Genomic DNA, 13,396 nt, shown 5'->3' with positions numbered 1-13,396 from the left:
GACGCGTAGTTTTAACGACAACACGCGTCTGTAGGAGCAGTCTTGGCACGGAAGATCGGCAGCCGGTACACCGCCCACCAGATCCTGGGGCGGGGCAGCGCCGGCACGGTGTGGCTGGGCGAGGGACCGGAAGGCCCCGTCGCCGTCAAGCTGCTGCGTGAGGACCTCGCCTCCGACCAGGAGCTGGTAGGACGCTTCGTCCAGGAGCGGACCGCGCTGCTCGGCCTGGAACACCCGCACATCGTCACCGTGCGGGACCTCGTGGTCGACGGCAACGACCTGGCCCTGGTCATGGACCTCGTGCGCGGCACCGACCTGCGCACCCGCCTGGAGCGGGAGCGGCGGCTCGCTCCCGAGGCGGCCGTGGCGATCGTCGCGGACGTCGCCGATGCCCTGGCGGCGGCCCACGCGGCCGGGATCGTGCACCGGGACGTCAAGCCGGAGAACGTCCTGCTCGACATGCAGGGCCCGCTGGGGCCGGGTGGCGCCCACCCCGCCCTGCTCACCGACTTCGGCGTCGCCAAGCTGATCGACTCGCCGAAGCGGACCCGCGCCACGAAGATCATCGGTACGCCGGACTACCTCGCCCCCGAGATCGTCGAGGGCCTGCCGCCCCGGGCCGCAGTGGACATCTACGCGCTCGCGACCGTCCTGTACGAGCTGCTGGCCGGTTTCACGCCCTTCGGCGGCGGACATCCGGGCGCGGTCCTGCGGCGGCACGTCACCGAGACCGTCGTACCCCTGCCCGGCATCCCCGAGGAGCTGTGGCAGCTGCTGGTGCAGTGCCTCGCCAAGGCGCCCGCCTCCCGGCTGCGCGCCTCGGAGCTCGCGGCCCGGCTGCGCGAGCAGCTGCCGACGCTGGCCGGGATACCGCCGCTGGACGTGGACGAGCCGGATCCGGCCGAGGAGGAGGCGGCGGAGCCGGTGCCGGCGTCCCCGGGTGCGCCCGAGCCGGTGCGGCGCAAGGGCGCCGTGCCCCTGGTTCCCGGCGCCAGGCCGGACTCCAACCGCGACACGCACACCTCTATGCGGGTGCCCGCGCCGGACGAGCTGGCCGGCGGGGCCCACGGGACCGCACGCGTCCCCAGGGCCGCCGGCGCGCCCCGGCCGGGTTCGGCACGGCACCGCGCCGCCGTGCGCCGGCGCCGGATCACGCTGGGCGTGGCCGGAGTGGTCCTGGCGGCGGTCGCGGGCGTCGGCGTGTGGCTGGCCTCGGCCGACGGGGACGACCCGCCGCCCCGGCCCTCCCACAGCACGTCGGCCCCCTGACCTGCCGGGTGTCCCGCGAGCGGCCCCCCATGCGCTGCGCCCCGCCCGCCTCCCGCCCCGGTCGGCCGGGAGGCGGGCGGGACCGCTTGCCGCAGCCGTTACGCTGGAGGCGTGGCAGTCGTCGATGTATCCGAAGAGCTGAAGTCCCTCTCCTCGACCATGGAGTCGATCGAGGCCGTCCTGGACCTCGATACGATGAGGGCACAAATCGCCGTGCTCGAGGAGCAGGCGGCGGCCCCGTCCCTGTGGGACAACCCGGACGAGGCGCAGAAGGTCACCAGCAAGCTCTCCCACCTCCAGGCAGAGGTGAGGAAGGCGGAGGCGCTGCGCGGCCGGATCGACGACCTCGCGGTCCTCTTCGAGATGGCCGAGGAGGAGGACGACCCGGACACCCGGGCCGAGGCCGAGTCCGAGCTGATCTCGGTGCGCAAGGCGCTGGACGAGATGGAGGTCCGTACCCTCCTGTCCGGCGAGTACGACGCCCGCGAGGCACTCGTCAACATCCGTGCCGAGGCCGGTGGCGTCGACGCCGCCGACTTCGCCGAGAAGCTCCAGCGCATGTACCTGCGCTGGGCCGAGCAGCGCGGCTACAAGACCGAGATCTACGAGACGTCGTACGCGGAGGAGGCCGGCATCAAGTCGACCACCTTCGCCGTGCAGGCGCCGTACGCCTACGGCACGCTCTCCGTCGAGCAGGGCACGCACCGCCTCGTGCGCATCTCGCCGTACGACAACCAGGGCCGCCGCCAGACCTCCTTCGCGGGCGTCGAGATCCTTCCGGTGGTCGAGCAGACCGACCACATCGAGATCGACGAGTCCGAACTGCGGGTGGACGTCTACCGCTCCTCCGGCCCCGGCGGTCAGGGCGTGAACACCACCGACTCCGCGGTGCGGCTCACCCACCTGCCCACCGGCATCGTGGTCTCCTGCCAGAACGAGCGGTCGCAGATCCAGAACAAGGCGACCGCGATGAACGTCCTCCAGGCCAAGCTGCTGGAGCGGCGCCGCCAGGAGGAGCAGGAGAAGATGAACGCCCTCAAGGGCGACGGTGGCAACTCCTGGGGCAACCAGATGCGTTCGTACGTGCTGCACCCGTACCAGATGGTCAAGGACCTGCGCACCGAGCACGAGGTGGGCAATCCCGAGGCCGTGTTCAACGGTGAGATCGACGGCTTCCTGGAGGCCGGCATTCGCTGGCGCAAGCAGCAGGAGAAGTAAGTTTGTCGACATGACAACTGCCGCCCCCGGGGCGGCAGTTGTCTTTTGTCTGGGTTTTACATCACACTCACAGGCGCCATCTCCCCTCAAACGCCGCCCCGTTGGACATTGCGCCCGCAACGGCCTTGACGTTGCTTTGAAAAATCGGAAGGGTGAGCCGCGGCATGCGTACAGTCTGGGGCGCATGTGAACCGGGGGGATGAGTTGACGCGGTCTTCGTCACCGGCTGCCTCCGTCGATCACGGCCTGCCCCACACGCCGCCTCACTGACGATCAGCTACTGGGGGTAGCAACCACATGACGAAGAAGACGCGGATCCGGGTCGCGCGGATAGCCGCCGGCGCCGTGATCGCGGCCGGTGCGTCGCTGACCGCCGCCGGCGCGGCGTCCGCTCTGGACCTCGATGTCCAGGCGGGCCCGATCAGCCTGGGGGTGAGCGGCGTCGGCGCCACCGACGGCGGCTCGGCCGACGGCGAGACCGACGGCGGCTGCCCGATCGGCATCTGCACCGACGGCGGCACGACCGACGGCGGAACGACCGACGGCGGTTCGACCGACGGCGGCACCGTCACCACCGGTGGGACCACCGACGGTGGCACGACCGACGGTGGTGCGGCCGACGGCGGTTCGACCGACGGCGGCACCGTCACCACCGGCGGCACCGTCACCACCGGTGGGACCGCCGATGGCGGCAGCACCGACGGCGGCAGCACCGACGGCGGTTCGACCGATGGCGGCACCGTCACCACCGGTGGCTCGACCGACGGCGGCACCGTCACCACCGGCGGTTCGACCACGGGCGGTTCGACCACGGGCGGTTCGACCACGGGTGGTTCCACCGACGGCGGTTCCACCGGTACCGACGGCGGCAACGGCACCGGCGGTTCCGGCACCGGCGGCACCTCCGGCGGCGACAGCGGCACCTCCGGTGGCTCGGGCAGCACCGGTGGCACGGGCGACTCCGGCAGCACCGGCGGCTCCGGCGACGGCGGGAGCGGCACCGGCGGCAACCACACCATCCCCGACGGCGGCAACCACGACGTCCCGCAGGACGAGGGCTCCGCGACCCTCACCGACACCGGCTCCGACACCACGGCCCAGGGCGGTGACAAGCAGCTCGCCGAGACCGGTGCCGGTCAGACCGCGTTCCTGCTCGTCGGCGCCGCGACGATGATCGCCGGTGGTATCGGCTTCCGCGTCCTGCCGCGTCTGGTGAGCGGCCGGGGCGGCGCCACCGCCTGACCGTAGCCGCGCGGTCACCCACCGCACGCACGGCACGGCACGCACGTAAGGGCCCGGAGCCAGGCGCTCCGGGCCTTACGGCGCTTCCGCGTCCTCCGGCGTCTCCCCGCGCCCGCGCCCCCGCCGGGCGCCTGTTGCGGGCTTCCTAGGCGGTCTGGTGGGCCAGCAGCGCCACCGCGGCGATGAGCACCGCCAGCAGCGCGATCAGCGCCGTCGGGTTCAGCCCCGCGAGGAAGCCCTCCTGCTGGAGACGCTCGCGGTTGGCACGGCACACCGGGCACCGGCCCTCGCTCACGGGCGCCGCACAATTCGCGCACACCAACCGGTCGTACGTCATGCGCTCGCCCTCCTTGCACCGGCCATCACATGTACAACGCTCACGGGAACGGATACGTTCCCTTCGTTCCCCATCCACTGTGCCAGGTTCCCGCGCCGCGTGCGCGGGGCCCCGGGAAGCAGCGCGGGGAAGGGGCGCGGGCGGGCAGCCGGTACAAAAACGTACATCTCTTGCCCAACCTCAGCCTGCGACTGCACTTGCACACCGGGTTCGCGTATGGTCACGCTCATCTACCCCCGGCGACCCGTGGTGCATCCGTGATCCGATTCGACAACGTCTCCAAGGTCTACCCCAAGCAGACCCACCCCGCACTCAGGGATGTCTCCCTGGAGGTGGAGAAGGGCGAGTTCGTCTTCCTCGTGGGGTCCTCCGGCTCCGGGAAGTCGACCTTCCTGCGGCTCGTCCTGCGCGAGGAGCGGTGCAGCCACGGCCAGGTGCACGTGCTGGGCAAGGACCTCGCGCGCCTGTCCAACTGGAAGGTGCCGCAGATGCGCCGCCAGCTGGGCACGGTCTTCCAGGACTTCCGTCTGCTGCCCAACAAGACGGTCGCGGAGAACGTGGCCTTCGCGCAGGAGGTCATCGGCAAGTCACGCGGCGAGATCCGCAAATCCGTGCCGCAGGTCCTCGACCTCGTCGGGCTCGGCGGCAAGGAGGACCGCAGACCGGGCGAGCTGTCCGGCGGTGAGCAGCAGCGCGTGGCCATCGCGCGCGCGTTCGTCAACCGGCCGAAGCTGCTGATCGCCGACGAACCCACCGGCAACCTCGACCCGCAGACCTCCGTCGGCATCATGAAGCTGCTCGACCGGATCAACCGGACGGGCACCACCGTCATCATGGCGACGCACGACCAGAACATCGTGGACCAGATGCGCAAGCGCGTCATCGAGCTGGAGAAGGGCCGCCTCGTCCGCGACCAGGCCCGCGGCGTCTACGGCTACCAGCACTGACCGCCCCCAGTTCCCGAAAGGCCTGAAGAACCCGCCATGCGCGCCCAGTTCGTCCTGTCGGAGATCGGTGTCGGTCTCCGCCGCAACCTGACGATGACCTTCGCCGTCATCGTCTCCGTCGCCCTCTCCCTGGCCCTGTTCGGCGGCTCGCTGCTGATGAGCGACCAGGTCAGCACCATGAAGGGCTACTGGTACGACAAGGTCAACGTCTCGATCTTCCTGTGCAACAAGCACGACGCGGAGAACGACGTGCACTGCGCCAAGGGCGCCGTCACCGAGGACCAGAAGAAGCAGATCCTCGTGGACCTGAAGAAGATGCCCGTCGTCGAGAACGTGACCCACGAGTCGCAGGACGAGGCGTACAAGCACTACAAGGAGCAGTTCGGCAACTCCCCGCTGGCCGGCTCGCTGACGCCGGACCAGATGCAGGAGTCGTACCGGATCAAGCTCAGGGACCCGCAGAAGTACCAGGTGATCGCCACCGCGTTCAACGGGCGGGACGGCGTGCAGTCGGTGCAGGACCAGAAGGGCATCCTGGACAACCTCTTCCAGCTGCTCAACCTGATGAACCGCGGCGCGCTCGGGGTGATGGCGATGATGCTGATCGTCGCCCTGCTGCTGATCGTCAACACCGTGCGTGTCTCCGCGTTCAGCCGTCGGCGCGAGACCGGCATCATGCGCCTGGTGGGCGCCTCGGGCTTCTACATCCAGGCGCCCTTCATCGCCGAGGCCGCGGTCGCCGGCCTCATCGGCGGCGGCCTCGCCTGTGTGGGCCTCGTGGTCGGCCGGTACTTCACCATCGACCACGGCATGGACCTGTCCCACAAGCTCACGCTCATCAACTTCGTCGGCTGGGACGCGGTGTTGACCAAGCTGCCGCTGATCCTCGCGACCAGCGTGCTGATGCCGTCACTCGCGGCGTTCTTCGCCCTGCGCAAGTACCTGAAGGTGTGACGCATGCCAAGAGGGGCCGTACGGGCATCCGCCCGTACGGCCCCTCGCGTTGTCCTAGACTCACCGCCATGTCAGGCCGTGACCCGTTCTGTCAGCCCCGCCGCAGGCGCCGCGGGGCCGCCCTGGCATTGGTCTTCACCGGCGTACTGGCCGCCGGCGCCGCCACCGGGTCCTTCCCCGAACCCGGTTCCGGGCACCGGCCCGCCGCCTGGCCGGCGGGCCCGGCCACCCGGCACGAGGCCGTCCAGCGGGCCGCCGCCGAGGCGATGGCCGACGGCAAGTCCCCGATGGAGGCCGCCGAACGCGCCGTGAGCCGCAGCGGGGACCGGTGGGGCGCGGTCTACTCAGAGGGCGAGTACGAGGAGTTCCAGGAGGCCCTCGACGGCCGCTACACCGGTGTCGGGCTGTCGGCGCGGCGAGAGCCCGACGGCCGGATCGAGGTGACCGGGGTGCAGCCCGGCTCGCCCGCCTCCGACGCCGGGATCCGCGCCGGCGACCGGCTGTGCAGCGTCGACGGCAGCAGGGTCGACGGCCGGCCGGTCACCGAGGTGGTCTCCCTGCTGCGCGGGGACGCCCCGGCCGCGCACGCCCAGGACGCCCCGGCCGGTACGACGGTCAGGCTCGGCCTGCGGCGGGGCACGCGCGCGTGGACCGAGTCCCTGCACCGGGCCCGGCTGTCCACCCGCTCCGTGACCGCGCGCCGGCTGCCCGGCGGGGTCACCGTCGTCAGGATCGCCGCGTTCACCAAGGGCTCCGCCGACAAGGTCCGTGAGGCCCTGCGCGCCGCCCCGGCCGACGGCGGGATCATCCTCGACCTGCGGGGCAACTCCGGCGGCCTGGTCGCCGAGGCGGTGGACACCGCCTCCGGTTTCCTGGAGGGCGGCCTGGTCGCCACGTACGACGTCGACGGCATCCAGCGGGCCCTGCACGCCCGCGCCGGCGGCGACACCGCCCGGCCCCTGGTCGTCCTCGTCGACGGCGGCACCATGAGCGCGGCCGAGCTGCTCACCGGCGCCCTCCAGGACCGGGGCCGCGCGGTGGTGATCGGCTCCCGCACCTTCGGCAAGGGCTCCGTGCAGATGCCGACCGAGCTGCCCGACGGCTCGGTGGCCGAGCTGACCGTCGGCCACTACCGCACCCCCTCGGGACACGCCGTCGACGGCCGGGGCATCACCCCGGACCTGGAGGCGGGCCCGGAGGCCCTAGGGCGGGCGGAGACGGTCCTCACGGGCCTGGGCGACCCGTCGTAGCCGCGCGGGGTGGCCCGGGCCGCGTGGCCACGGGTAATCGGCTGTACTCACACCCCCTGTGTGGTGCGAAAATGGGCGGCACTATGAGCAAGGGAATGTACGTACCGAAGGAGTCCCAGCCCAAGCAGGGCGGCGGGTCCGCCAAGGTCAGGGACGGCGAGAAGGGCGGCAAGCGCAAGATCGTCGCCCAGAACAAGAAGGCCCGGCACGACTACGCGATCATCGACACCTTCGAGGCCGGGATCGTGCTCATGGGCACGGAGGTCAAGTCCCTGCGCGAAGGACGAAGCTCACTGACCGACGGCTTCGTCCAGGTCGACGGGGGTGAGGCGTGGCTCCACAACGCCCACATCCCCGAGTATCACCAGGGCAGCTGGACCAACCACTCCGCGCGCCGCAAGCGCAAGCTGCTCCTGCACCGCGAGGAGATCGACAAGCTGGAGTCGAAGTCCCAGGAGACGGGACACACGATCGTGCCGCTCGCGATCTACTTCAAGGACGGCCGGGCGAAGGCCGAGATCGCTCTCGCACGGGGCAAGAAGGAGTACGACAAGCGGCAGACGCTGCGAGAGCAGCAGGACCGGCGGGAGTCGGAGCGGGCGATCGCGGCGGCGAAGCGCAGGCAGCGCGGCGTCTAGCCGGCCGACCGCCGGGAATGGGCTGGCATCGCCGGGCGTTGGTCACGTACGATGGCGGTGCACTCCACAGAGGGTGCGCGAACCCCTCCACGGAGGGGATTGAAAAAACAACATGGGGATGATCGGTTTCGACAGCGGCTGTCGAAGCAGGGGAAGCGTGTCGAGGAAGCGGCAATGATCTCGTAAACCATATGTCGCAAAAAATAATCGCCAACACCAAGCGCGATTCCTTCGCCCTCGCTGCCTAAGTAGCGATTCGCGAAGTGTCAGCCCGGGGCTGTTCCCGACCCGGATCCTGGCATCAGCTAGGGAACTAAACCTTGATCCCGGTCACGGGGTGAAGAGGGAAACCAAACAGTGACTGAGCCCGTCGGAGACTTGTCCGCGTGATCTCCGGGGCCGAGAAAAACGTAGCGGACTGCACACGGAGAAGCCCTGATTCCGCACCGTTGGACGCGGGTTCGATTCCCGCCATCTCCACGATCGGAAGGCCCCCGGGCCTCCCTGTTCCCATGTGGGCGAAGGCCCCGCCGCACGAGCGGCGGGGCCTTCGTCATGCCCGGCCCGCTCAGGCCGGCGGCGTCTCCTCCCAGCGCCCGTCCCCGTCCCCGTCCCCGTCCTCTTCCCCGGCCCCGCCGTCGCCCACCCTCTCGCCGAGGATTCCCGGTCCCGGCAGCTCGCCCTCGACGGGGACGACGGTCATGAAGTGCGTCCCGACGCTGAGCCGCAGCCGGGGGCTGAGTTCCACTGTGACGAGCGACTTGGTGCGCTCCGCCACGCCCCGGAACGCCTCCAGCGCGGGCTGCGGCACGACCAGGCGCTCGCCGTGCTGCGGCACGGAGAAGGTCTCGGTACCCGGTGACAGCCGGCCGCGGGACCCGCCGGAGCGGGGGGTGACGCGCAGCGGCCGGCGGACGCCCGGGTACAGGGCCGCGTACAGCCCGGCGAAGGTGTGGAGGTGGCCCAGTCCGGCCGCCGTGAGCCGGCAGACCCACACGCCCTCGATCTGCCGCTGCTCGACCAGGTGCGGCGGCAGGCGCGTGGCGTCGGCGGCCAGCAACCTGGTCACCGCCCACAGGCCGCCCTCCGCGCGGGACGCGTACGCCTCCACGTTGAACAGGTCCACCAGCACCTGCCAGTAGGTGGACGGCTGGGCGTTGCGGTGGAACTGTTCCAGCCGGGGGGCTATGCGGCCCAGCTCCCGGGCGTAGACGTGGTTCCAGCGGGCGAGGGCCAGCTGGGCATTGGCCTGCCGGTCCCGGTCGGTGTCGAAGTCGGCGACGACCCGTTCCCGCTCAGCCCGTACGTGCGTCTGCCGCAGCTCGCCCAGCTCGAAGGTCAGGACGCGTCGGGTGCGCTGCACGGGCCGGCCGTAGGCGGTGGCCAGCTCGATCAGGTCCGGGTCGTCGGGCGCCGGTCCCTTCCACGGCCCCGGGGTGGGCACGTACCGCTCGGCGAGGGCCCCGATCAGCTCCGCGGCCCGCTCCTGGCGCAGGCGGACCGCCGGGGTGCGGTTGACGGCTCGCTCCAGGGTGGCCCGCGATATCGCGAACAGGGCCGCGACCTGGTCCAGGAACCGGGGCCGCCGGCTGGGCACGATGCCCTCGTTCTCGAACCGCCGGTAGTTCTTGGGCGACACCCCGAGCTGCTCCACCACGTCCCGGGCCCGCAGACCGCAGGCGCGCCGCACGTCGGCGATGTCCCAGGACGCGTGGCGCTGGTGGTTCATCAGCGTGGAGGGGTGGGTGCCCAGCGCCCGGGCGAGGGCGCGTACCCGGGGCGGATCTGGCACTCGGTGCCCGTTCTCGTAGGCGAGGATCTGCGCCTTGGTGGTGCCGACCTCCCGTGCCAGCTCCTCCGCCGTCAGGGCGACCGCGCCGGGACGCGCGTAGATGTTCATGCGGAGCGCGCGCAGCTCCGATGGGCTGAAATCGGCCAGACCCCGTGCCATGAGCGTGCTCATCCTCCTCGGGAGGACCACTTTAGGGGTACCATTTCCGCGCCACGACCGTTTCACATCGTCAGGCGGCGGGCGCAACTCACCTGGGCCGCTTTGCTTTTAGGCGGCTGAACCGGTGGATGCGCGCGCCGAAATGCGCGAGGTTGGACGACGTCGGCCGCAGGTTGTCCCTGTGGTCCACGTAGCTCGGTGGTGAAAGTGGCCCTGGCCCCCACGGTGTACACGCCGTTGGCGGGGGCACAGGGCCGGCGTGTGGGAGCGAGACCCCGAAGGTCCCCTGTTGGCGCAGGGGGCCTTCCGCCGTCAGAAGATGTTTTCCAGCTGGTGTCGCAGCCAGGCACCCAGTGCCTGGAGCGCCAGCCAGCCGAAGATCCTCCGGGCGGTCTTCCGGTTGTCACGCCCGCCGCCATTGGGCGGGTCCTCCACGCGCACACCTCCTCTCGGTCGCGGGGCGATCGGCCCCGATCGGACGAGCCGATCGCGAAGTGCGCCGCGAGAGACGATGTTGGGATGAGCCTACCGGGTCACGCGCGCGATACAGGCCCAGTTGTGGGCGCGTCGGACCCCAACTCCCTTCGTAAATGTCTACTTGACGATCAATTACTTGTCTGACCGTCCCGCCCGACGGCGGGGTGGCCGGCCGACTCGCCGGTAGGTCTCGTCGGTCGTTCACAGTTGTCGCAGTTCACAGCCGCTACGGGTGGCCCGGGGCGCTCTCGCCGGTGGGGACTGTGGCGACAGCGACTCCGAGTTGCCGGTGTTTCCGGTTGGAGAAGAGCGGCCATCATGTGGGATCGGTCACATCCGTAACGATGTGCTTACTTCAGGTCGCCGACCGTACATCCAGGCTCAGGTGAGCGTCCGCCGGTCCAAGCCCTTGTCACGGCTCGTGAGCCGGCCCGCCGCGTCCGCGCCCACGCCGGCGATCAGCGCCAGCGTGGCCGCCGCGGCCGGCACGGCGAACGCCGGGACGGGGGACAGGTGTTCCGCCGCCCAGCCGCCCGCGGCCGAACCGCAGGCGACACCCGTGAGCAGCCCGGTCACCATCAGGCTCATGCCCTCGTTGAGGCGGTCGGCCGGGGTGCGCCGCTGCACCAGCGTCATCGCCGTCACCATGGTCGGCGCGGTCGCCATGCCCGCCGGCAGCAGCGCCCCCGCCAGCACCGGCAGCGAACCGGTGAACGCGGCGGCCGACCACGGCAGGACCATCAGCACGGCCATGACCGCCAGGCACCGGGTCAGCCGCGGCACGGCCGGCTTCCGTGCCCCGTACACCAGCCCCGCCCCGCACGACCCCGCCGCCTGGAGCGCGAGCACGGCACCGGCCGCCGCGCGATGCCCCTGCGCGTCGGCGTACGCGATCGTGACGACCTCCATCGCACCGAACACCGTGCCGGTGGCCGTGAAGCAGGCCAGCAGCGGCGCGATACCCGGGCTGCGCAGCGGGGACGGTGCCCTGGACCGGCCCACCGGCGGCGGCTCGGTCGCCCGCTGCGCGGTGAACACCAGCATGCCGGTGAGGAGCAGCGCCGCCCCGGCGAGCGTGCCCGCCTCCGGGAAGAACGTGCCGGTCAAGAAGGAGGCAAGCACCGGGCCGAGCATGAAGCACAGTTCGTCGGCGGCCTGTTCGAAGGAGTTCGCGGTGTGCAGCGCGTCCGGTTCGTCGCGCAGCAGATGGGCCCAGCGGGCGCGGGACAGGCCGCCGATGTTCGGGGTGGCCGCGGTGCCGGCGTAGGCGGCGAACAGGGTCCAGTCGGGGGCGCCGCAGCGGACGCACAGCAACAGGGCGAGGCTGCCGAGCACGGAGGCGAGCGTGGCCGGCAGCGCGATACGGGCCTGCCCGTACCGGTCGACGAGCCGGGCGAGCCAGGGTCCGGCCAGCCCGGTCGCCGCGAGACCGGTGGCGGTGACGGCGCCGGCGAGGGCGTACGAGCCCCGGGAACCGGCGATCATCACGACCGCGCTCACGCTGAACATGCCCATGGGAAGGCGGGCGAGCAGGTTCCCGGCGGTGAAGGCGCGGGCGCCGGGGAGGGCGAGGAGACGGCGGTAACCGGTGAGCGGCGGGTCCTCCCGGCGTATCCGGCCGTCGGTGGTGGTCTGTCGCGGCATGCCATCACGGTCGCCCCGGAGCGGATCACCGGTCCAACACCTTCCGGGTGCCGATTCACGCACCGGCGTTGTAGGTTCCGCCCATGCCAGCCCCCGTTCCCGCAGACCCGCGCCTGCTGCGTTCCTTCGTCGCCGTCGCCGAGGAACTGCACTTCACCCGGGCCGCGGCCCGCCTGTACGTCGCCCAGCAGGCGCTCAGCCGGGACGTACGGCGGCTGGAACGGGAGCTGGGCGCCGAGCTGTTCGTGCGGACCACCCGGCAGGTCACGCTGACCGCGGACGGCGAGCGCCTGCTGCCGCTCGCGCGCCGCGTCCTCGCCGCCCAGGACGACCTGCTGGCCGCGTTCGCCCCCGGCCAGGCCCGCCCGCTGCTCGTCGACCTCAACAGTCCCGGCCTGGTCACCGGCCGCCGGGTGCTGCACCGGGCCCGGGAACTCGCCCCCGACTGCGAGCTGATGGCCCGCTACGAGAGCGGCCTCACCGGCGCCGCCACCGATCTGCTGGCCGGCCGGCTGGACGTGTCCTTCGGCCGGTTCGCGGGGCTGGACCCGGCGCTGCGGGCCGGCCTGGAGCAGCAGCCGGTGCGGTGGGAGCCGATGGCCGTCGTCCTGCCCGGCGATCACCCGCTGGCCGCGCTGCCCCGGGTGCCGGTGGGCGCGCTGGCCGGGGAGGCGGTCTACGCCGGTGCCGGGAACCCGCGCACCCGGGAGTGGACCGACCTGGCCCGGCAGCTCTTCGAGGGCCGGGGGATCCGGCTCGCCCCGCCCCTCCCGCTGGCCGTCGGCGACGAGGAGTTCGGGCGGATCATGGCCAAGACCCGCGCCCCGGTGCTGGCCGTCCTGGACTTCCCGCCCATGCCCGGCACGGTACGGCGGCCCCTGGTCGGCCCCGTCCCGCTGTCGCCCGTCTCCCTGGTCTGGCGCAGGGGGCTGGCGCATCCCGGACTGGCCGCGCTGCGCCGGGCGGGGGCCGAGATCGCCCGATCCGAGGGCTGGCTGTGGCGTCCCGGCGACGGCTGGGTCCCCGCCGCCGACGAGGACGTGATGAACGCCCGCCCCTGACGCGCCCCGCACCCCGCACCTCGGACGGTCCGCGGGCCGGACGTGGGAGTGCTCGCGGGCCGTCCTACTCCGGGTGGGCCACCGCCTGCTTCTGGAACTGGACCGCCGCCAGCAGGCTCAGCTGCGGCTCGGCCCGGCGCAGCGCCTTCAGCGCGGCGATCGAGGCGATGTCGCCGGTGAAGCCGGCGTCGGCCAGCCGGGCGCGGACCCAGCGGGCGCGCACCTGCCCCTCGGTGGCATCGGCGGTGGCGGCGACGGCGGCGAGCGCGCGTTCCAGTCCCGGGCGTTCCTCGGACGGCGCCCCGGCCAACGCCTCCCGCAGAGCCGCGATGACGATGTCCGAGTCCCGGATGACCGGCACGCAGTCGTGTTTCCTGTCGAATCCCATCATGCGGATCATGGTGCGGG

13 protein-coding genes and 1 other RNA gene are annotated in these 13,396 nt (G+C 71.8%); 9 read left to right on the top strand and 5 right to left on the bottom strand.

Features of this window, described 5'->3' with window-relative positions; translation table 11 throughout:
- The first annotated feature begins 42 nt into the window (after positions 1-42).
- From ACGFT1_RS28360 to ACGFT1_RS28350, 3 genes are all read left to right on the top strand, one after another.
- Positions 43-1,269, top strand: coding sequence for a serine/threonine-protein kinase (locus tag ACGFT1_RS28360; protein ID WP_373911817.1), 1,227 nt, complete (start codon positions 43-45; stop codon positions 1,267-1,269).
- 111 nt (positions 1,270-1,380) lie between these two features.
- Positions 1,381-2,487: a peptide chain release factor 2 gene (gene prfB / locus ACGFT1_RS28355; RefSeq protein ID WP_373911816.1), complete on the top strand. Its 1,107-nt coding sequence runs from the start codon at positions 1,381-1,383 to the stop codon at positions 2,485-2,487.
- Between the two features lie 297 nt (positions 2,488-2,784).
- Positions 2,785-3,729: a hypothetical protein gene (locus ACGFT1_RS28350; RefSeq protein WP_373911815.1), complete on the top strand. Its 945-nt coding sequence runs from the start codon at positions 2,785-2,787 to the stop codon at positions 3,727-3,729.
- Between the two features lie 145 nt (positions 3,730-3,874).
- Here ACGFT1_RS28350 and ACGFT1_RS28345 read toward each other — a convergent pair whose 3' ends face one another.
- Positions 3,875-4,066, bottom strand: a complete 192-nt coding sequence (locus ACGFT1_RS28345) for a hypothetical protein (RefSeq protein ID WP_373911814.1) — start codon at positions 4,064-4,066, stop codon at positions 3,875-3,877.
- Between the two features lie 257 nt (positions 4,067-4,323).
- Between ACGFT1_RS28345 and ftsE the strand changes: the two genes are divergently transcribed.
- From ftsE to ssrA, 5 genes are all read left to right on the top strand, one after another.
- Positions 4,324-5,013, top strand: coding sequence for a cell division ATP-binding protein FtsE (gene ftsE / locus ACGFT1_RS28340; protein WP_121788490.1), 690 nt, complete (start codon positions 4,324-4,326; stop codon positions 5,011-5,013).
- Positions 5,014-5,049: 36 nt separating this feature from the next.
- Positions 5,050-5,967, top strand: coding sequence for a permease-like cell division protein FtsX (gene ftsX, locus ACGFT1_RS28335; protein WP_373911813.1), 918 nt, complete (start codon positions 5,050-5,052; stop codon positions 5,965-5,967).
- A 68-nt stretch (positions 5,968-6,035) separates the two neighbouring features.
- A complete protein-coding gene (locus tag ACGFT1_RS28330) occupies positions 6,036-7,217 on the top strand; it encodes a S41 family peptidase (protein ID WP_373911812.1) in 1,182 nt (393 codons plus the stop codon).
- Between the two features lie 95 nt (positions 7,218-7,312).
- A complete protein-coding gene (smpB, locus tag ACGFT1_RS28325; RefSeq protein ID WP_373911864.1) occupies positions 7,313-7,855 on the top strand; it encodes an SsrA-binding protein SmpB in 543 nt (180 codons plus the stop codon).
- A 114-nt stretch (positions 7,856-7,969) separates the two neighbouring features.
- Positions 7,970-8,338, top strand: a transfer-messenger RNA (tmRNA) gene (ssrA, locus tag ACGFT1_RS28320).
- Between the two features lie 85 nt (positions 8,339-8,423).
- Here ssrA and ACGFT1_RS28315 read toward each other — a convergent pair.
- The 3 genes from ACGFT1_RS28315 to ACGFT1_RS28305 all read right to left on the bottom strand — a co-directional run bounded on the left by ACGFT1_RS28315 (position 8,424) and on the right by ACGFT1_RS28305 (position 11,927).
- On the bottom strand, positions 8,424-9,806 hold the full coding sequence (locus tag ACGFT1_RS28315) for a helix-turn-helix domain-containing protein (protein WP_373911811.1): 1,383 nt from the start codon (positions 9,804-9,806) through the stop codon (positions 8,424-8,426).
- Between the two features lie 312 nt (positions 9,807-10,118).
- Entirely contained in the window at positions 10,119-10,241 is a 123-nt protein-coding gene (locus ACGFT1_RS28310) for a hypothetical protein (protein ID WP_373911810.1), read from the bottom strand.
- Between the two features lie 423 nt (positions 10,242-10,664).
- A complete protein-coding gene (locus ACGFT1_RS28305; protein WP_373911809.1) occupies positions 10,665-11,927 on the bottom strand; it encodes an MFS transporter in 1,263 nt (420 codons plus the stop codon).
- A gap of 83 nt (positions 11,928-12,010) precedes the next feature.
- Between ACGFT1_RS28305 and ACGFT1_RS28300 the strand changes: the two genes are divergently transcribed.
- Positions 12,011-12,988: a LysR family transcriptional regulator gene (locus ACGFT1_RS28300; protein WP_373911808.1), complete on the top strand. Its 978-nt coding sequence runs from the start codon at positions 12,011-12,013 to the stop codon at positions 12,986-12,988.
- A gap of 64 nt (positions 12,989-13,052) precedes the next feature.
- Here the strand turns inward: ACGFT1_RS28300 and ACGFT1_RS28295 are convergent, their stop codons facing one another.
- Entirely contained in the window at positions 13,053-13,388 is a 336-nt protein-coding gene (locus ACGFT1_RS28295) for a hypothetical protein (protein WP_373911863.1), read from the bottom strand.
- Between the last annotated feature and the right edge of the window lie 8 nt (positions 13,389-13,396).

Origin of the sequence: Streptomyces sp. Y20 (assembly GCF_043195475.1) — a bacterium.
Lineage (GTDB): Bacteria > Actinomycetota > Actinomycetes > Streptomycetales > Streptomycetaceae > Streptomyces.
This window is presented reverse-complemented; position numbering and strand designations above follow the sequence as displayed.

Coding starts and splice junctions, on each gene's coding strand:
- ACGFT1_RS28350 (WP_373911815.1), top strand. CDS start 2,785: ATGACGAAGAAGACGCGGATCCGGGTCGCGCGGATAGCCGCCGGCGCC.
- ACGFT1_RS28345 (WP_373911814.1), bottom strand. CDS start 4,066: ATGACGTACGACCGGTTGGTGTGCGCGAATTGTGCGGCGCCCGTGAGC.
- ftsX (WP_373911813.1), top strand. CDS start 5,050: ATGCGCGCCCAGTTCGTCCTGTCGGAGATCGGTGTCGGTCTCCGCCGC.
- ACGFT1_RS28330 (WP_373911812.1), top strand. CDS start 6,036: ATGTCAGGCCGTGACCCGTTCTGTCAGCCCCGCCGCAGGCGCCGCGGG.
- smpB (WP_373911864.1), top strand. CDS start 7,313: ATGTACGTACCGAAGGAGTCCCAGCCCAAGCAGGGCGGCGGGTCCGCC.
- ACGFT1_RS28315 (WP_373911811.1), bottom strand. CDS start 9,806: ATGGCACGGGGTCTGGCCGATTTCAGCCCATCGGAGCTGCGCGCGCTC.
- ACGFT1_RS28305 (WP_373911809.1), bottom strand. CDS start 11,927: ATGCCGCGACAGACCACCACCGACGGCCGGATACGCCGGGAGGACCCG.
- ACGFT1_RS28300 (WP_373911808.1), top strand. CDS start 12,011: ATGCCAGCCCCCGTTCCCGCAGACCCGCGCCTGCTGCGTTCCTTCGTC.
- ACGFT1_RS28295 (WP_373911863.1), bottom strand. CDS start 13,388: ATGATCCGCATGATGGGATTCGACAGGAAACACGACTGCGTGCCGGTC.